This window comes from Pseudomonas sp. GW823-FHT06B06, assembly GCF_058795195.1.
Genome location: NZ_JBXAHO010000020.1, coordinates 14,580 through 34,048, shown reverse-complemented (window position 1 = coordinate 34,048; position 19,469 = coordinate 14,580). Strand labels below are relative to the sequence as shown.

Genomic DNA, 19,469 nt, shown 5'->3' with positions numbered 1-19,469 from the left:
CAATTGTTAACGGCCTGGCCCTGTCCAGGCCGTTTTCATTTGTGTTTCAGTGTCTTGGATATATCTCCTGTTACGTAAGCCGAAGGTAAATTGCCGGTAAAGGCGCTTTGCTTCAGACCCGCCAGTGCTTATCGTTCAGCCTCATGTAATAAAGCCCACGCGCCCAATGGTTGATCACTCAATGCAATCCTCTGCTTCCCGTAGTCCCCGTCGCTGGCTGTTTGGCCTGCTTGTCCTGTTGGTCATCGCTGCCCTGTGCTGGAAGTTCTGGCCAGGCAGCGCTGCGCCGAAAGAGGGTGCGCAGCCAAAAGCCGTGGCCGGCCACACTGGCAGGTCAGGCGGGATGCGACCAGGATTCGGTGGCGCGGCAGGGCCGGTTCCGGTGCGCGTTGCGCCAGCGGTCACAGGGGATTTCCCGCTGTATTACAAGGCGCTGGGTACGGTGACGGCGCTGAACACCATCAACGTGCGCAGCCGTGTCGGCGGTGAGCTGATGAAGATCTATTTCGAGGAAGGGCAGATGGTCAAGGCTGGCGATTTGCTGGCAGAAATCGACCCGCGCCCCTACCAGAACGCCTTGCTCCAGGCTGAAGGTACCTTGCTGCAGAACCAGGCGCAGTTGAAGAATGCCCAGGTGGATGTCGAGCGTTATACCGGCCTGTACCGCGAGGACAGCATCGCCAAGCAGACCCTGGACACCGCCGTAGCGCTGGTCGGTCAGTTCCAGGGCACGGTCAAGACCAATCAGGCGGCGGTCAACGACGCCAAGCTCAACCTCGAATTCACCAAGATCCGCGCTCCCATCACCGGACGCGTCGGCCTGCGCCAGCTCGATGTTGGCAACCTGGTAGCGGCCAACGACACCACGGCGCTGGCCATCATCACCCAGACCCAACCGATCAGCGTGGTCTTCACCTTGCCGGAAAACAGTCTCGATGTGGTGCTGGCACGCTATCGCAGCGGCGCCAAACTGCCGGCCGAAGCCTGGGATCGCGGTGATACCAAGCTGCAAGCCACCGGCGTACTGCAGAGCCTGGACAACCAGATCGACGTCACCACCGGTACCCTGAAATTCAAGGCACGATACGAGAACCGCGACCAATCGTTGTTCCCCAACCAGTTCGTCAATGTGCGCCTGCTGGCGGACACCCTCAAAGGCGTGGTGCTTGCGCCATCGGCGGCGATCCAGTTCGGCACCAACGGCACGTTCGTCTATGCCCTGGACGACGACAAGAAGGTCAAGATCCGCCAACTGAAGATCGGCGCCAGTGACGGCGAAAACACCGTGGTCACCGAAGGCCTTGCCGCCGGTGATCGTGTGGTGCTGGAAGGCACCGACCGCCTCAAGGACGGCAGCGACGTGGAAGTGGTCAATGAGCCGCAGCAAGTCCCGACCAGTCCCGCAGGCCACCTGCAGGGTAAATCGGCGGCCAACGCGCCTGAGCCGGCTGTTGCGGACAAGGCGAAAAAGGGCGGCGCATGAATCTCTCGCGGCTGTTCATCCTTCGCCCGGTAGCGACCACCCTGAGCATGCTGGCCATTATCCTGGCTGGCGTAATTGCCTATCGCTTGTTGCCGGTGTCGGCCTTGCCTCAGGTCGATTACCCGACCATCCGCGTCATGACCCTGTATCCCGGCGCGAGCCCGGATGTCATGACCAGCGCCGTGACCGCGCCGCTTGAGCGACAATTCGGGCAGATGCCCGGCCTGACCCAGATGGCGTCCACCAGCTCCGGTGGCGCTTCGGTGCTGACCCTGCGTTTCAGCCTCGACATCAACATGGACGTCGCTGAACAGCAGGTGCAGGCGGCCATCAATGCCGCGACCAATTTGCTGCCCAAGGATCTACCGGCACCGCCGGTGTACAACAAGGTCAACCCGGCCGACACCCCCGTACTGACCCTGGCCATCACCTCCAAGACCATGCTGTTGCCCAAGCTTAATGATCTGGTCGACACCCGCATGGCGCAGAAAATCGCCCAGATCAGCGGCGTCGGCATGGTCAGCATTGCGGGCGGCCAGCGCCAGGCCGTGCGGATCAAGGTCAATCCCGAGGCCCTGGCGGCCAACGGCCTGAACCTGGCGGACGTGCGCACCCTGATCGGCGCATCCAACGTCAACCAGCCCAAGGGCAACTTCGACGGCCCGACCCGGGTCTCGATGCTCGATGCAAACGATCAACTGACCTCGCCCAAAGACTACGCCAACCTGATCCTGGCCTACGCCAACGGCGCGCCGCTGCGGCTCAAGGACGTGGCGGAGATCGTCGACGGTGCCGAGAACGAACGTCTTGCAGCCTGGGCCAACGAAAACCAGGCCGTATTGCTGAACATCCAGCGTCAGCCCGGGGCCAACGTCATCGAGGTAGTTGACCGGATCAAGGCCTTGCTGCCGAGCATTACCGACAACCTGCCAGCTGGCCTTGACGTCACGGTGCTCACCGACCGCACCCAGACCATCCGCGCTTCGGTCACGGACGTACAGCACGAACTGCTGATCGCCATCGCCCTGGTGGTGATGGTGACCTTCCTGTTCCTGCGTCGGGCCAGTGCCACGATCATTCCGTCGGTGGCCGTGCCGCTGTCGTTGATCGGCACCTTCGGCGTGATGTACCTCGCCGGCTTCTCGGTCAATAACCTGACCCTGATGGCCCTGACCATCGCCACCGGTTTTGTGGTGGACGATGCGATCGTGATGCTGGAAAACATTTCCCGGTTCATCGAAGAGGGCGACAGCCCGATGAACGCGGCGCTCAAGGGCGCCAAGCAGATCGGTTTCACCCTGATCTCCCTGACCCTGTCGCTGATAGCCGTGCTGATCCCGTTGTTGTTCATGGCCGACGTGGTGGGGCGGCTGTTCCGCGAATTCGCCATCACCCTGGCGGTGGCTATCCTGATTTCCCTGGTGGTGTCCCTGACCCTGACGCCGATGATGTGCGCGCGGCTCCTCAAGCGTGAACCCAAGGAAGCGGAGCAGGGCCGTTTCTATCGAGCCAGTGGCGCGGCAATTGATTGGATGATCGCAGCTTACGGGCGAAAGTTAACGTGGGTTCTCAAGCATCAGCCGCTGACGTTGCTGGTGGCCGTCGCCACCCTGGCGTTGACCGTGTTCCTGTACATGGTGGTGCCCAAGGGGTTCTTTCCGGTGCAGGACACCGGGGTGATCCAGGGCATTTCCGAGGCACCGCAGTCGATTTCCTTCGCGGCGATGAGCGAACGTCAGCAGGAACTGGCCAAGGTGATCCTGGCTGACCCGGCGGTGGAGAGCCTTTCGTCCTACATCGGCGTCGACGGTGACAACTCGACGCTCAACAGCGGCCGTCTGCTGATCAACCTCAAGTCCCACAGCGACCGAGACCTGAGCGCGATGCAAGTGATCGCTCGCTTGCAACCGGAACTGGACAAACTGGTCGGTATTCGCCTGTTCATGCAACCGGTGCAGGACCTCACCATCGAGGATCGGGTCAGCCGAACGCAGTACCAGTTCAGCATGTCGTCGCCGGATTCCGAACTTCTCACCCTGTGGAGCGGGCGCCTGGTCGAAGCGTTGGCCCAGCGGCCAGAACTGACCGATGTCGCAAGCGACTTGCAGGACAAGGGCTTGCAGGTCTACCTGGTGATTGATCGCGACGCCGCGTCGCGGGTCGGGGTATCGGTGTCGGACATCACCGACGCGCTGTACGACGCCTTCGGCCAGCGGCAGATTTCCACCATCTACACCCAGGCCAGCCAGTATCGCGTGGTGTTGCAATCGCAGTCCGGCGAGAAGATCGGCCCACAGGCGCTGGACCAGATCCACGTCAAGACCGGCGATGGCGGGCAGGTGCGCCTGTCCAGCCTGGCGCACGTCGAAGAGCGCCAGGCGCAACTGGCGATTACTCACATCGGCCAGTTCCCGGCGGTGATGATGTCGTTCAACCTGGCCCCCGGCGTGGCGCTGGGGCATGCGGTAGAGATCATCGAACAGGTGCAGCAGGACATCGGCATGCCGATCGGCGTGCAGACCCAGTTCCAGGGCGCGGCTGAAGCGTTCCAGGCGTCGCTGTCGAGCACCTTGCTGCTGATCCTGGCGGCGGTGGTGACCATGTACATCGTGCTGGGCGTGCTCTACGAGAGCTATATCCACCCGATCACCATTCTGTCGACCTTGCCCTCGGCGGCCGTCGGCGCGTTGTTGGCGCTGATCCTCAGTGGCAATGACCTGGGGATGATCGCGATCATCGGCATTATCCTGCTGATCGGTATCGTGAAGAAAAACGCGATCATGATGATCGACTTCGCCCTCGACGCTGAACGCAATCAGGGCATGGACCCGCAAACGGCGATCTACCAGGCGGCCCTCCTGCGTTTCCGGCCGATCCTGATGACCACCCTGGCGGCCTTGTTCGGCGCGGTGCCGTTGATGCTGGCCACTGGCTCCGGCGCGGAACTGCGCCAGCCGCTGGGCCTGGTGATGGTCGGCGGCTTGCTGTTGAGCCAGGTGCTGACCCTGTTCACCACGCCAGTGATCTACCTGTACTTCGACCGCCTCGGTCGACGTTTTGGCAAAACCGACGTTCAGGAGACGGCGGTATGACGGCATGCACAACCTGTGGGAGCGAGCCTGCTCGCGAAAGCGGTGGGTCGGTGAGCATAGATGTTGAACGTGCAGGCCTCTTCGCGAGCAGGCTCGCTCCCACAGAGGTGGGTCAATGAACCTCTCGGGACCTTTCATCAAGCGCCCGGTCGCAACCATGCTGCTGAGCTTGGCCATTATGCTCCTGGGCGGTGTAAGTTTCGGCCTGTTGCCGGTCTCACCGCTGCCGCAAATGGACTTCCCGGTGATCGTGGTGCAGGCCAGCCTGCCGGGCGCCAGCCCCGAGGTCATGGCCTCGACGGTGGCGACCCCGCTGGAACGTTCCTTCGGCGCCATCGCCGGGGTCAACACCATGAGCAGCCGCTCCAGCCAGGGTTCGACCCGGGTCATCCTGCAATTTGACCTCGACCGCGACATCAACGGCGCGGCGCGGGAAGTGCAGGCGGCGATCAACGCCTCGCGCAACCTGCTGCCCAGCGGGATGCGCAGCATGCCGACCTACAAGAAGATCAACCCGTCCCAGGCACCGATCATGGTGCTGTCGCTGACCTCGGACGTGCTGGAAAAAGGCCAGCTCTATGACCTGGCCTCGACGATCCTGTCCCAGAGCCTGTCGCAGGTGCAGGGCGTTGGCGAAGTGCAGATCGGCGGCAGCTCCCTGCCGGCGGTGCGCATCGAACTTGAGCCCCAGGCGCTCAACCAGTACGGCGTGGCCCTGGACGATGTGCGCAACACCATCGCCAATGCCAACGTGCGCCGGCCCAAGGGTTCGGTCGAAGACGATCAACGCTTGTGGCAGGTACAGGCCAACGATCAGCTGGAAAAAGCCAAGGACTACGAGTCGCTGATCATCCACTACGCGGACGGCGCAGCCCTGCGCCTGAAGGATGTGGCCAAGGTCAGCGACGGCGTCGAGGATCGCTACAACAGCGGCTTCTTCAATAACGATTCGGCGGTACTGTTGGTGATCAACCGCCAGGCCGGTGCCAACATCATCGAGACGGTCAACGAGATCAAGGCCCAGTTGCCGGCGTTGCAGGCCGTGCTACCGGCCAGCGTCAAACTGAACCTGGCCATGGACCGCTCGCCGGTGATCAAGGCCACGCTGCACGAGGCGGAGATGACCCTGCTGATCGCCGTGGCGCTGGTGATCCTGGTGGTGTTCCTGTTTCTCGGCAACTTTCGCGCCTCGCTGATCCCGACCCTGGCGGTGCCGGTATCGCTGGTCGGCACCTTTGCCGTGATGTACCTCTATGGCTTCTCGCTGAACAACCTGTCGCTGATGGCGTTGATCCTGGCCACCGGGCTGGTGGTGGACGATGCCATCGTGGTGCTGGAGAACATCTCTCGGCATATCGACGCGGGTGTACGACCGATGAAGGCGGCGTACCTCGGCGCCCAGGAAGTCGGCTTTACCCTGCTATCGATGAACGTGTCGCTGGTGGCGGTGTTCCTGTCGATCCTGTTCATGGGCGGGATCATCGAGAGCCTGTTCCGCGAGTTCTCCATCACCCTGGCGGCGGCTATCGTGGTGTCGCTGGTGGTCTCGCTGACCTTGACGCCGATGCTCTGCGCCCGCTGGCTCAAGCCGCACACGCCAGGCCAGGAAAACCGCCTGCAGCGCTGGAGTCAGCGGGCCAACGAATGGATGGTCGGTAAATACGCCACCAGCCTTGACTGGGTGTTGCGCCACCGTCGCCTGACCTTGCTCAGCTTATTCGTGACAATTGGCGTGAATATTGCGCTGTATGTTGTTGTTCCTAAAATATTTCTTCCTCAACAAGACACTGGCCAACTGATCGGTTTCGTGCGTGGCGATGACGGTTTGTCGTTCAGCGTGATGCAACCGAAAATGGAAACCTTCCGCCGCGCCGTGCTCAAGGACGAAGCCGTTGAAAGCGTCGCCGGTTTCATTGGTGGCAGCAACGGCACCAACAACGCGTTCATGCTGGTGCGCCTCAAACCCATCAAGGAACGCAACCTTTCCGCGCAGAAGGTCATTGAACGCCTGCGCAAGGAAATGCCCAAGGTTGCCGGTGCGCAACTGATGCTGATGGCCGACCAGGACCTGCAGTTCGGCGGTGGCCGCGAACAGACCTCGTCGCAATATTCCTACATCCTGCAAAGCGGTGACCTGGGGGCGCTGCGCGAGTGGTATCCAAAAGTGCTGACGGCGCTCAAGGCGCTACCGGAACTGACCGCGATCGATGCCCGCGAAGGCCGGGGCGCCCAGCAGGTGAAGTTGATCGTCGATCGCGACCAGGCCAAGCGCCTGGGCGTGGACATGGCGATGGTCACGGCGGTGCTCAACAACGCCTATGCCCAGCGGCAGATTTCGACCATCTACGACAGCCTCAACCAGTATCAGGTGGTGATGGAGGTCAATCCCAAGTACGCCCAGGACCCGATCACGCTCAAACAGGTGCAGGTGATCACCGCGGACGGCGCGCGGATTCCGCTGTCGACCATCGCCCATTACGAGAACAGCCTGGCAGACGATCGGGTTAGCCATGAAGGCCAGTTCGCCTCGGAAAGCATCGCCTTTGACATGGCCGAAGGCGTGACCGTGGAGCAGGGCAGTGCCGCCATCGAGCGAGCGATTGCTTTGGTGGGCCTGCCGGAAGACGTCATCGCGAAAATGGCCGGCACCGCCGATGCCTTCGCCGCGACCCAGAAAAGCCAGCCGTGGATGATCCTTGGCGCGCTGGTGGCGGTGTACCTGGTGCTGGGCGTGCTATATGAGAGCTACATTCATCCGCTGACCATTCTGTCCACCTTGCCTTCGGCGGGTGTCGGCGCGTTGCTGTCGATCTACGCCCTGGGCGGTGAGTTCAGCCTGATCTCGTTGCTCGGCCTGTTCCTGTTGATCGGCGTGGTGAAGAAGAACGCCATCCTGATGATCGACCTGGCGTTGCAGCTTGAGCGGCATCAGGGCATGGCGCCGCTGGAGTCGATTCGCAACGCGTGCCTGCAACGTTTGCGGCCGATTTTGATGACGACCCTTGCCGCGATCCTCGGCGCCTTGCCGCTGTTGCTGAGCCGCGCGGAAGGTGCGGAAATGCGCCAACCGCTAGGCCTGACCATCATCGGCGGACTGATCTTCAGCCAGGTGCTGACCCTTTACACCACCCCGGTGGTCTATCTCTATCTCGACAAACTGCGCCATCGCTTCAACCACTGGCGTGGGGTGCGTACCGATGCTGCTTTGGAAACTCCGCTATGACTGACCGTTCGCTATTCAACCTGGCTGCACCGCTGATCAGCGCTCGAGGGTCGCGGTTGCTGAGCCTGTCGCTGTGCGTCGCGATGCTCAGTGCCTGCGCCATCGGCCCGGATTACCAGCGCCCGCAAACCGCAGAACCTGCGCAGTACAAGGAAGCAGCCGGCTGGCGCCAGGCCAACCCGAGCGATTCCCTGGCTCGCGGTGCGTGGTGGGAGCTGTACGGCGACCGGCAACTCAATGGCTTGATCGAGAAGCTCAACAGCGCCAACCAGACCGTTGCCCAGTCCGAAGCCCAGTACCGCCAGGCCCAGGCCTTGGTACGTAGCGCCCGTGGCGCGTTTTTTCCGACGGTGGACCTGACACTGGGGAAAAACCGCTCCAGCCAGGGTACCGGCAGTAGCAGTTCCAGCCTGACCAGTTCGTCCAGCGGTATTCGAGACACCTACACCGCCCAGGCCGGGGTCAGTTGGGAGGCCGATGTCTGGGGCAAGTTGCGCCGTGGTCTTGAAGCCGACACCGCCAATGCCCAAGCGAGTTTTGCCGACCTGGCGGCGATGCGCCTGAGCCAGCAGTCGGAGCTGGTGCAGAACTACCTGCAGTTGCGGGTGATCGACGAGCAGAAACGCTTGCTTGAAGCGACTGTCGCGGCCTACCAGCGTTCGCTGAAAATGACCGAAAACCAGTACCGTGCCGGGGTATCCGGCAAGGACGCGGTGGCCCAGGCCCAGACGCAACTCAAGGGCACCGAGGCAGACATGGTCGATCTGATCTGGCAACGCGCGCAGTTGGAAAACGCCATCGCGGTGCTGATCGGCTTACCACCGGCCGAATTCAGCCTGGCGGAAACACAAACGATCCCAGCCTTGCCCGAGGTGCCGCTGAGCCTGCCTTCGCAACTGCTGGAACGCCGGCCTGACATTGCTTCGGCTGAACGCTCGGTCATCGCCGCCAACGCCAACATCGGCGTGGCCAAGGCCGCCTATTACCCGGACCTGACCCTGAGTTTGAACGGTGGCTACAGCAGCAGCACGTCGAAAGACCTGTTCAGCCTGCCGAACCGTTTCTGGTCGGTCGGCCCGCAACTGGCAATGACCCTGTTCGACGGTGGGCAGCGTTCGGCGGAAGTGGACCGTAGCGAAGCAGCCTATGACGAAACCGTGGCCAAATATCGCCAGACTGTACTCGACGGTTTCCGGGAGGTGGAAAACTATCTGGTCCAGCTCAAGGTGCTGAAGGACGAAGCCGTGGTGCGACAACAGGCGTTGGACGCAGCCCGTGAGTCGTTGCGACTGACCGAGAACCAGTACAAGGCGGGGGTGATCGCTTATCTGGATGTAGTGGTGGTCCAGGCCGCGGCTTTGAGCAATGAACGCAGTAACCTGGACCTGTTGCAGAGCCGCCTGATCGCCAGCGTGCAGTTGATTGCGGCCCTGGGTGGCGGCTGGGACGGGCAACTTCAGGTGACTGATAACCCCTGACGCCACCCCTCACTGTAGGAGCTGCCGCAGGCTGCGATCTTTTGACGTTGCTTTTCAAAAACAAGATCAAAAGATCGCAGCCTGCGGCAGCTCCTACAGGGATTAACATGTGCCGATGGAGTTAATGTAAAACCTTAAAACAAGCGTTTCATCGCCTTGCTGGCCTTTTGCTCATTTTGTGAGTGCGTTCTCATTTGGAATCAGTACAATCCCTCGGATTTACACCTTCGAGAATGGAAGCAGTACGGAGGTGATTGCGAGTCATCTCCATGCTCATCGGTAGCTTTTCCCCAACGCTGGTCATCATTTCGCTCTGTGTGGCAATTCTCGCGTCATACACTGCACTCGACCTGACCGGGCGCATTGCCACGGCCAAGGGCCGGGCGGTGCATTGCTGGACGGCCGGCGGTGCGTTCGCCATGGGCATCGGCGTATGGTCGATGCATTTCATCGGCATGCTCGCCTTCAAGCTACCCATCGACCTGGGGTACGACCTCTCTATTACCTTGCTGTCGCTGTTGATCGGCATCCTGTCCTGCGGCTTCGCCCTGTGGCTGGTCAGCCAGGCGCAGTTACCGGCCTGGCAGCTGGCGTTCGGTGCGCTGGTCATGGGCGCCGGGATCAGTGCCATGCACTACACCGGCATGGCGGCGATGCGCATGCAGCCGGGAATCGACTACGACCCGACGCTGTTCGGCGCATCCTTGCTCATAGCCGTAGTCGCCTCCGGCGCAGCACTATGGATTGCGTTCCGCCTGCGCCAGCACGCGCCTTATGTGCGCCTGATCCGCGGTGGCGCGGCGGTGCTGATGGGCATTGCCATTGTCGGCATGCACTACACCGGTATGGCCGCCGCGCAGTTCCCCGCAGGCAGCTTCTGCGGCGCAGCCGCCAATGGCCTGAGCGGCAACGGCCTCGACAACCTGGTGCTGATCACCACCCTGGCGGTATTGAGCATCGCCTTGCTGACTTCGATCCTCGATGCGCGCCTGGAAGCCCGTACCGCCAGTCTTGCCCAGTCGCTGACCGAAGCCAACCGCGAACTGACCCAACTGGCCTTGCACGACACCCTGACCGGTCTGCCGAATCGGATGTTGCTGGCCGACCGCATCGATCAGGGGATCTCCAGGGTCGACAACGACGGTGGTTGCCTGGCGCTGATGTTCATCGATCTCGATGGCTTCAAGCCGGTCAATGACGCCTTCGGTCACCATATGGGCGACCAGTTGCTGCGTGAAGTCAGCTTGCGCCTGCGCGAAGACCTGCGTGGCCAGGACACCCTGGCACGCATCGGCGGCGATGAGTTCGTGCTGCTCGTTCAATTGAGCGAACCGGATGACGCGATGAACCTCGCAGCCCGGCAAGTGAGCTTGATCGCCCGGGCATTCCGGGTGGCCGAGCATGATCTGCAGATATCCGCCAGTGTCGGCATCGCCCTGTATCCGGGCAATGGCCAGACGGCTCATGAATTGCTGATGAATGCCGATGCGGCGATGTATCACGCCAAGGGGACGGGAAAGAACGGCTACAGTTTTTTCGATGTCTCGATGAACAGCAACGCGCGCAAGCAGCTGCAATTGCTGCAAGACCTGCGCAATGCCGTGGACCAGAACGAGTTCAGCCTGCACTACCAGCCCAAATTCGACGCTCACAACGGCCGTCCGGTGGGCGCTGAAGCGTTACTGCGCTGGGAGCATCCGACCCAGGGCATGCTGCTGCCGGACAAATTCATCGAGCTGGCGGAGAAAACCGGGCTGATCATTCCCATCGGCGAATGGGTCCTCAACGAAGCCTGTCGCCAGATGCGCGAATGGTATGTGCTCGGCTACACCCACTGGCGCATCGCGGTTAACCTCTCGGCGTTGCAGTTTTGCCACGCGGGCCTGGTGCAGAGCGTCGCCAAGGCGCTGGCCACCCACCATTTGCCGGCCAACAGCCTGACCCTGGAGATCACTGAGACCACGGCCATGAGCGACGCCGATGCCAGCATGACGGTGCTGCAGGAGCTGTCGGATATGGGCGTTGATTTGTCAATCGACGATTTTGGTACCGGCTATTCGAGCTTGATGTACCTCAAGCGCCTGCCGGCCAACGAGCTGAAAATCGACCGCGGTTTCGTCCGCGACCTGGAGCGTGACAGCGACGACGCCGCCATCGTTTCAGCCATTGTCGCCCTCGGCCAGGCACTGGGCTTGCGGATTGTCGCCGAAGGCGTCGAAACAGGCTCGCAGCAGGACTTCCTGACTCAGCTCGGTTGCGATTCGCTGCAGGGTTATTTGCTGGGGCACCCGCTGCCGGCGGAACGCTTCATGAAGGAAATCCACCGCAGCGAGCAATTGGAACTGGCTTGATCTGGCGGGCCCGATGACGGTGCCATGCAAAATCCGCAAATGGCGGTTATTCTTCCCCCCGACTGCATAGGTTTGAAGGGGGAAGTGGGCATGGACAAAGTCATCGTCATCACCGGTGGAAGTCGCGGTATCGGTGCCGCCACTGCGCTGTTGGCCGCCAGGCAAGGTTATCGGATCTGCATCAACTACCAGTCCGATGAGCAGGCGGCGCAAACGGTGCTGGACCAGGTCCGCGCATTGGGTGCCCAAGCCATCGCCGTGCGCGCCGACGTCAGCATCGAAGACGAAGTCGTCGCTTTGTTCAACCGGGTGGACAGCGAGCTGGGTCGAGTCACCGCGCTGGTGAATAACGCCGGCACCGTGGGGCAAAAATCCCGGGTCGACGAAATGTCCGAATTCCGCATCCTCAAGATTCTCAAGACCAATGTGTTGGCGCCAGTCCTCTGCGCCAAGCACGCCATCTTGCGCATGTCGCCCAAGCACGGCGGGCAGGGCGGCAGCATTGTCAACGTATCCTCGGTCGCCGCGCGTTTGGGCGCCCCCAACGAATACGTCGACTACGCAGCCTCCAAGGGTGCGCTCGACACCTTCACCATTGGCCTGTCCAAGGAAGTGGCCGGTGAGGGGATTCGGGTCAACGCCGTGCGTCCGGGCTATATCTACACCGATTTTCACGCCCTGAGCGGCGATCCGGATCGGGTCAGCAAGCTGGAGTCGGCGATTCCAATGGCCCGTGGCGGGCGCCCGGATGAGGTGGCGGAGGCGATTGTGTGGTTGTTGTCGGATAAAGCGTCCTATGCAACCGGGACCTTTGTCGACCTTGGCGGCGGCCGGTAAACATCAAGATCAAAAGATCGCAGCCTGCGGCAGCTCCTACATGGGATTGCATTTCCTTGTAGGAGCTGCCGCAGGCTGCGATCTTTGCTTTTAGAAGGATCTTACAATCCGCCCCAGCGTCTCCATCGCCTTCTCCGAAGCCTCATCCCAGGGGCTCCCATAATTCAACCGGATGCAATTCCTGAAGCGCTGCGTTGGCGAAAAAATCGGTCCCGGCGCAATGCTGATCCCTTGCGCCAACGCCATCTGGAACAACTTCAGCGAATCCATCTGCTCGGGTAATTCCAGCCAGAGGAAGTAGCCGCCAGCGGGTTGACTGACGCGGGTCTGCGCCGGGAAATAGCGGGCGATGGCCGACAGCATGGCGCTTTGCTGTTCCTCCAGGGCATATCGCAACCTGCGCAAATGCCGATCATAACCCCCGTGCTGCAGATAGTCGGCAATGGCTGCCTGGGCAGGCATCGAAGCGCAAAGGGAGGTCATGAGTTTTAACCGCTCGATCTTCTGTGCATACCGCCCGGCGGCGACCCAGCCAATGCGGTAACCCGGGGCCAGGCTCTTGGCGAAAGACCCACAGTGCATCACCAGTCCTTCGGTATCAAAGGCCTTTGCCGGTTTCGGTGCCTGCTGACCGTAATAGAGTTCGGCGTAGACATCGTCCTCGATCAACGGCACTTGATGGACGCGCAGCAATTCCACCAGTTCGCGCTTTTTCGCTTCGGGCATGGTCGCGCCCATGGGGTTCTGGAAACTGGTCATGCACCAGCAGGCCTTGATCGGGTGGCGTTCCAGGGTTTGCGCGAGCACCCCGAGGTCGATGCCGTCGCGCGGGTGCACGGGGATTTCCACGGCCTTGAGTTTCAAGCGTTCGAGCACTTGCAGGCAGGCGTAGAACGCCGGGGCCTCGATGGCTACCAGGTCGCCGGGTTGTGTCACGGCTTGCAGGCACAGGTTCAGCGCTTCCAACGCACCGTTGGTGATCAGCAATTCTTCCATGGGCAGCATCAAGCCGCCCACCATGTAGCGCAGGGCAATTTGTCGGCGCAATTGCGGGTTGCCCGGCGACATGTCGGTGACCACCATGCGCGGGTCCATGTCTCGGGCAGCGCTGGCCAGGGAGCGCGACAGGCGCTGCAGCGGGAACAGGGTCGGGCTGGGGAATGCCGAGCCGAAGGCTACGGTGTTCGGGTCCTTGATCGATTCAAGGACCGAGAACACCAGTTCGCTGACATCGACTTCGGTGGATTCATTGACCTGGCTGCTGATCCCCGGCTCGGAAAATGGCCGTGGTGCATGGGCGTTGACGAAGTATCCAGAGCGCGGTCGGGCGCGAATCAGGCCGCGACGCTCAAGCAAGTAATACGCCTGGAACACCGTTGACGGGCTTACCCCATGGGTCTGGCTGGCATAGCGCACCGACGGCACACGCTGGCCGGGCCCGAGAACGCCGGTGCGGATCAGTTCAGCAATGTCATCGGCGAATTTTTCGTAGCGTTTCATCGTATGCCCGGATTGGTGTCTTTCAGAAAAGACGAGGTGACTTCTTCGCGAGCAGGCTCGCTCCCACAAGAACGATGCGGCGTCTGCTCGCGAATGGCGCACTGCAGTCTAAGGGATCAACGGTTCATTGGTGCAACAAACCGGCTCTTGGCCTCGCTGAAGATGCCCGGCTCATCGCTGTCGACGATCTTGAAGGCGATGCTTTGCGAACTGCTGCCCGGCCGCTCCGTGGTCATCGCCACCGACACGGGAACATCAACAATCTCACCCGGCGCCAGGCTCAAGTCCGTCTTGCCCTGTAGTTGGAAACCATCGCCATCCACCAGCGTCAGGCGGTAGTCCTGGCGTTGCTGGGTCTTGTTGATGACCTTGAGGCTGTAGATGTTTTCGATCTGCCCCTGGCTGTTCTCACGGAACAGTCCACGATCCTTGCTCACGTCCAGCGACACCATCGGCCGTTCCATCAGCGCAACGACCAGCGCACCGATCATCACCAGCAACACGGCGGTGTAACCAATCAATCGTGGCCGCAACAGGCGGGTCTTGCCGCCTTGCAGTTGGTGCTCCGAGGTATAGCTGATCAGCCCGCGCTCGTAGCCCATTTTGTCCATGATCGAATCACAGGCGTCGATGCATGCCGCGCAACCGATGCATTCCATCTGCAAACCGTCGCGAATGTCGATGCCGGTCGGACAGACCTGCACGCAGAGCTGGCAATCGATGCAGTCACCCAGGCCGACCTCGGCCGGCTTGACCTCGCGCTTTCTTGGGCCACGGTGCTCGCCACGAGCCACGTCGTAGGAAATGGTCAGGGTATCCTTGTCGAACATCACGCTCTGGAATCGCGCATACGGGCACATGTGCATGCACACCGCTTCACGCAGCCAGCCGGCATTGATGTAGGTGGCACCGGTGAAGAACAGCACCCAGAACAGGCTGACGCCACCCATTTGCCAGGTCAGGAGTTCTTCGGCCAGCGGGCGGATCGGCGTGAAATAGCCAACGAAGGTCAGGCCGGTCAACAGGCTGATGGCCAGCCACAGGGTGTGTTTGGCCGAGCGGCGCAGCAGTTTGTTCAGTCCCCAGGGCGCCGCTTGCAGTTTGATCCGCTGGTTGCGTTCGCCTTCGGTGATCTTCTCGCACCACATGAAAATCCAGGTCCAGGAGCTCTGCGGGCAGGTATAGCCGCACCATACGCGGCCGGCGAACACTGTGATCGCGAACAAGCCGAACGCGGCAATGATCAGCAGCGCCGAGAGCAGGATGAAATCCTGTGGCCAGAACGTCGCGCCAAAAATGTGGAATTTACTTTCGGAAAGGTCCCAGAGCACCGCCTGGCGGCCACCCCAGTTCAGCCATACGGTGCCGAAGAACAGCAGGAACAGAAAACCCGCGCCGCTGATGCGCAGGGATCGGAACAGGCCGGTAAAACTGCGGGTGTGGATCAGGTTGTCGCTGGACTTGGCCTTCATCTTTGGACGCGAGGGCTCGAAAGTCTTGACTACGGGGGCGCTTTCCAGGGTTCGGACGGGGATTCTATCGCTCATGGTCTTTCGCTCATCAGCCTCCATCAGGCAGGAGCACTATGAGCGCCGATCTGTTTGCATAACAGACTCAGGTATTGCTTTAAAAACCGGATCAGATGGGCTCGCTACCCCCGCCTGCGACAAGTTGAAGCAGCTGGCGCTGCGGGGCCGGGGGACCTATGCCAGACGTTTTCGGGCTTTATTGATCCAGGGCAGTCAAATCACCGAATCACTGTCGGTCGCTTTCAAATGCCGGCGACCATCCACCGCACCTGCTACGGTCAATGCGTCCGCTTCTGCTTCGGTGATGTAGATGCGCTGGCCGTCGAGATCGACCGCCGACATGGCTTTTTCCCCGTCGGTGATGATAGTCACATCGGGACACAGGCGAATTTCCTCGCCGTTTGCGGTGATAAAGAAGCAAGTCTGGTTCTCAATGCGTACGGTCATGGCGTATTCCTGGTTTTTTACGATGGATGAAACATTAGGCTTTCGGCATCGAGCATCGTTCTGTGCAACTGATTAATGGTCGGCGCGGTCCATCCTCCATGACCCATTTGCAAAGCTCTCTACAAGGGAATTCGCCATGAATGCCTGGTGGCACGAAGTCTGGGTAACCCTGCAAGCCGAGTTCGCCGACATCGGCGATGCCTCGCAATTGACCCGCATCACCGTGCGCCTGTTGATGGCCGCGGTACTGGGCGGCATTCTCGGTTTCGAGCGCGAGCACAAGGGCAAGGCCGCGGGGGTGCGCACCCACATGCTGGTGGCGCTGGGCGCGGCGTTGTTCGTACTGGTGCCACAAATGTCCGGCTCCCAGGCGGATGCCATGAGCCGGGTCGTCCAGGGGGTGATCGCCGGGATCGGCTTCCTCGGTGCCGGCACCATCCTGAAAAACCAGGAAGGCGACGAAGGCCACGTTAAAGGCCTGACCACCGCCGCCGGTTTGTGGATGACTGCCGCGATCGGGGTGTCTGCGGGATTGGGAAAGGAAGCCACGGCGGTGTTGAGCACGTTGCTGGCGTTGGTGATTCTTGGCGTGATGCCCATAATCGTGAAGATGCTGGATAAAGACAAAGACCAACTGTAGGAGCGAGCACGCTCGCGAAAAACTCAAGACCGCCTCGGGGTGCCTGGCTACCAGCATTATCGTTCACGATCTTCGCGAGCATGCTCGCTCCTACAGTCGTGAAGTTCATGCTGGCTATAGTCGAAGTCACGATGGGTTAGCTGATTCTCCAGTTCCTTGAGTATCGAGCTTCTAGTGTCCTCTTGAAGACTGCGTTCGATATGGAAGCAGAGAAACTCGTAATTGAAGATTTTCAAAGTGAGGCCAGCCGTCGACGATGGGTTCACGAATAAGCGTGTTTTGCCGTGCGCTTGCTCTTTCGGTGAATCTGCTGCCGTCGAAAAAGGTGTTCATGGCTGGCCGTACTCAAGGGGGGTGAAGTAGTTGCTATGTAAAGCCCTGGGCAAATTCCCGTAAAGCGCCGCCTGGGCAAAAAAATCCAATTCAGGACCGGTACTACACGTTCGCCGGAAACGTCATTCGGACTATTCCTTCGATCGGTCCCCCAGCGCGGCAGGGGGACCGATCAACTGTCTTCATTCAGGGGTCACAATCACCGGTGGCATTGTCGTAGGCGGCTCTTCCCTGGGTGGCGGATTGCTCCCCGGAGGGTCCTGCTCAGGCACAGGCTGCGGATCGCTGGGTGGTATCACCGGGTTGTCGATGTTCGGATCGGGTGTTTCTGCCGGGAATGGATTGTTCATTGTTCATACCTCCAGTGGCACATGGCGTGAGTCGTGCTTAAGTTGGTTGACCACTGTGTAAAGGATTTGATTCCAGCCAATTGCCGATGAACTTTTCCCGACGCCCGTCGCTCGGAACCTAAGTGAGTTCATTCGGTGAGGGACTGACCGATGTGGATGACAATTGCAGACATGAGCGTCCTTGGGGCGTAAGGAGAGATGCTCGATGACGGCTGAAAAACCTGGTGAGTTGAGCTACAACCCGCACATTCCACTGTCACAAGCGTTGTTATTGCCGCGAATCGTAATCGAAAACACCATGCCGACCCTGGATGGCGGGCAGTTCGCCGTCAAGGCCGTGGAAGGCCAGGATGTGGTGGTGACCAGCAAGGTTTTTGCCGACGGTCACGACAAACTGGCCGTGCGGATACGCTGGCAGGCCGATGGCGATGAGGCCTGGCATAGCGAGGTCATGAGCGAGCTGGGTAATAATGGCTGGCAGGGGCAGTTTCGCGTGCAGGCGCAGGGGCGTCATGTTTTCTGTATCGAGGCCTGGATCGATCAGTTCGCCAGCTTTTGCTATGAACTGGAGAAAAAGCACACTGCGGGCGTGCCTGTCAGCCTGGAACTGCAAGAAGGTCGCCTTCACGTTCAGCAAGCCGCCGAACGCACCGAAGGTCAATTGAGTGAGCAATTGGCAGCCTTGCATCACGAACTGTCGGGGCTGCTTGAAACCGAGCAGGTTGCACTGTTTCTGCACCCTCGTAGCGCTGATTTGATGGCCCAGGCCAATCATCGTGCCTACCTGAGCCTGAGCCCGGAGTACCCGGTCGATGTGGAACGTGAGCTGGCGCAGTTCGCCAGCTGGTATGAACTGTTCCCGCGCTCGATCACCGACGATCCCGCGCGCCACGGTACTTTCAATGACGTGCATTCGCGGCTGGCGATGATCCAGGACATGGGCTTCAACGTGTTGTACTTCCCGCCGATCCACCCCATCGGTCGCAGTTATCGCAAAGGCCCGAACAACTCCCTGACCGCCGGTCCCGACGATCCCGGCAGCCCCTATGCCATCGGCAGTGAAGAGGGCGGGCACGAGGCGATTCATTCGCAGTTGGGCACCCGCGAAGACTTCCGCCGCCTGGTCGCAGCCGCGGCTGATCATGGTCTGGAAATTGCCCTCGATTTTGCCATTCAATGTTCCCAGGACCACCCATGGCTGCAGCAACATCCGGGCTGGTTCAATTGGCGGCCGGACGGCACGATCAAGTACGCGGAGAACCCGCCGAAAAAATACCAGGACATCGTCAATGTCGATTTTTATGCCGTCGAGGCGATTCCCAGCCTCTGGATCGAGTTGCGCGATATCGTCGTGGGTTGGGTGCTGGAGGGCGTGAAGTTGTTTCGCGTGGACAATCCGCACACCAAACCGTTGCCGTTCTGGCAATGGCTGATCGCCGATGTGCGGGCGCTGTACCCTGACGTGATCTTCCTTGCCGAAGCGTTTACCACTCCGGCGATGATGGCGCGGCTGGGCAAGGTCGGTTATTCGCAGAGCTACACCTACTTCACCTGGCGCAACACCAAGCAGGAGCTGGCCACCTATTTCACCGAACTCAACGAGTCGCCATGGCGCGAGTGCTACCGGCCGAATTTCTTCGTCAATACGCCGGACATCAACCCGGCGTTCCTGCATGATTCCGGCCGTCCCGGTTTTCTGATTCGCGCCGCCCTGGCAACCATGGGTTCGGGGTTGTGGGGCATGTACTCCGGCTTTGAATTGTGTGAGTCGGCGGCGATTCCAGGCAAGGAGGAATACCTCGACTCCGAGAAGTACGAGATCCGACCCAGGGACTTCAACGCCCCCGGCAACATCATTGCCGAGATCGCCCAGCTCAATCGTATCCGCCGGCAAAACCCGGCGCTGCACACGCACCTGGGACTGAAGGTCTACAACGCCTGGAACGACAACATCCTCTACTTCGGCAAGCGTAGCGCCGATGGCAGCAATTTCATCCTGGTGGCGGTCAACCTCGATCCGCACAACGTGCAGGAGGCGAATTTCGAGTTGCCGCTGTGGGAGATGGGTTTGCCGGACGATGCCAGCACCCAGGGCGAAGACTTGATGAACGGCCATCGCTGGACCTGGCACGGCAAGTACCAGTTCATGCGCATCGATCCGGCGTATCAGCCGTTCGGGATCTGGCGAATTACCCCCTAGCCCAAG

At 60.7% G+C, this 19,469-nt stretch carries 12 protein-coding genes; 8 read left to right on the top strand and 4 right to left on the bottom strand.

What is annotated here, in order from left to right; all coding sequences use genetic code 11:
- The first annotated feature begins 166 nt into the window (after positions 1-166).
- The 6 genes from AC1Q8Q_RS18995 to AC1Q8Q_RS18970 all read left to right on the top strand — a co-directional run bounded on the left by AC1Q8Q_RS18995 (position 167) and on the right by AC1Q8Q_RS18970 (position 12,464).
- Positions 167-1,483, top strand: coding sequence for an MdtA/MuxA family multidrug efflux RND transporter periplasmic adaptor subunit (locus tag AC1Q8Q_RS18995; protein ID WP_492615355.1), 1,317 nt, complete (start codon positions 167-169; stop codon positions 1,481-1,483).
- The gene (locus tag AC1Q8Q_RS18990; RefSeq protein WP_033039776.1) at positions 1,480-4,575 is read left to right on the top strand and encodes an MdtB/MuxB family multidrug efflux RND transporter permease subunit; all 3,096 of its coding nucleotides are present in this window, start codon (positions 1,480-1,482) and stop codon (positions 4,573-4,575) included. Before AC1Q8Q_RS18995 ends, AC1Q8Q_RS18990 begins: the two co-directional genes overlap by 4 nt.
- Positions 4,576-4,690: 115 nt before the next feature.
- On the top strand, positions 4,691-7,798 hold the full coding sequence (locus AC1Q8Q_RS18985; protein ID WP_168758046.1) for an efflux RND transporter permease subunit: 3,108 nt from the start codon (positions 4,691-4,693) through the stop codon (positions 7,796-7,798).
- Positions 7,795-9,276 carry an efflux transporter outer membrane subunit gene (locus AC1Q8Q_RS18980; RefSeq protein WP_020800099.1) on the top strand — a complete coding sequence of 494 codons (1,482 nt, stop codon included), beginning with the start codon at positions 7,795-7,797 and terminating at the stop codon, positions 9,274-9,276. The genes AC1Q8Q_RS18985 and AC1Q8Q_RS18980 overlap by 4 nt, the downstream gene beginning before the upstream one ends.
- A gap of 269 nt (positions 9,277-9,545) precedes the next feature.
- Positions 9,546-11,627 carry a putative bifunctional diguanylate cyclase/phosphodiesterase gene (locus AC1Q8Q_RS18975; protein WP_033042689.1) on the top strand — a complete coding sequence of 694 codons (2,082 nt, stop codon included), beginning with the start codon at positions 9,546-9,548 and terminating at the stop codon, positions 11,625-11,627.
- A 90-nt stretch (positions 11,628-11,717) separates the two neighbouring features.
- Positions 11,718-12,464, top strand: coding sequence for an SDR family oxidoreductase (locus AC1Q8Q_RS18970; protein WP_020800101.1), 747 nt, complete (start codon positions 11,718-11,720; stop codon positions 12,462-12,464).
- A gap of 90 nt (positions 12,465-12,554) precedes the next feature.
- Here the strand turns inward: AC1Q8Q_RS18970 and mapR are convergent, their stop codons facing one another.
- From mapR to AC1Q8Q_RS18955, 3 genes are all read right to left on the bottom strand, one after another.
- The gene (gene mapR / locus AC1Q8Q_RS18965) at positions 12,555-13,964 is read right to left on the bottom strand and encodes a GntR family transcriptional regulator MpaR (protein WP_020800103.1); all 1,410 of its coding nucleotides are present in this window, start codon (positions 13,962-13,964) and stop codon (positions 12,555-12,557) included.
- Between the two features lie 116 nt (positions 13,965-14,080).
- A complete protein-coding gene (gene ccoG, locus AC1Q8Q_RS18960) occupies positions 14,081-15,511 on the bottom strand; it encodes a cytochrome c oxidase accessory protein CcoG (protein ID WP_033042692.1) in 1,431 nt (476 codons plus the stop codon).
- Between the two features lie 195 nt (positions 15,512-15,706).
- The gene (locus AC1Q8Q_RS18955) at positions 15,707-15,940 is read right to left on the bottom strand and encodes a DUF3203 family protein (RefSeq protein WP_020800105.1); all 234 of its coding nucleotides are present in this window, start codon (positions 15,938-15,940) and stop codon (positions 15,707-15,709) included.
- A gap of 136 nt (positions 15,941-16,076) precedes the next feature.
- On the opposite strand from AC1Q8Q_RS18955, the gene AC1Q8Q_RS18950 reads away from it, so the two are divergent.
- Positions 16,077-16,580, top strand: coding sequence for an MgtC/SapB family protein (locus tag AC1Q8Q_RS18950; protein ID WP_168758047.1), 504 nt, complete (start codon positions 16,077-16,079; stop codon positions 16,578-16,580).
- Positions 16,581-17,095: 515 nt separating this feature from the next.
- Here the strand turns inward: AC1Q8Q_RS18950 and AC1Q8Q_RS18945 are convergent.
- Positions 17,096-17,263, bottom strand: coding sequence for a hypothetical protein (locus AC1Q8Q_RS18945; RefSeq protein WP_020800108.1), 168 nt, complete (start codon positions 17,261-17,263; stop codon positions 17,096-17,098).
- A gap of 205 nt (positions 17,264-17,468) precedes the next feature.
- Between AC1Q8Q_RS18945 and AC1Q8Q_RS18940 the strand changes: the two genes are divergently transcribed.
- Positions 17,469-19,463, top strand: a complete 1,995-nt coding sequence (locus AC1Q8Q_RS18940; protein WP_492615354.1) for an alpha-1,4-glucan--maltose-1-phosphate maltosyltransferase — start codon at positions 17,469-17,471, stop codon at positions 19,461-19,463.
- Positions 19,464-19,469: the final 6 nt, after the last annotated feature.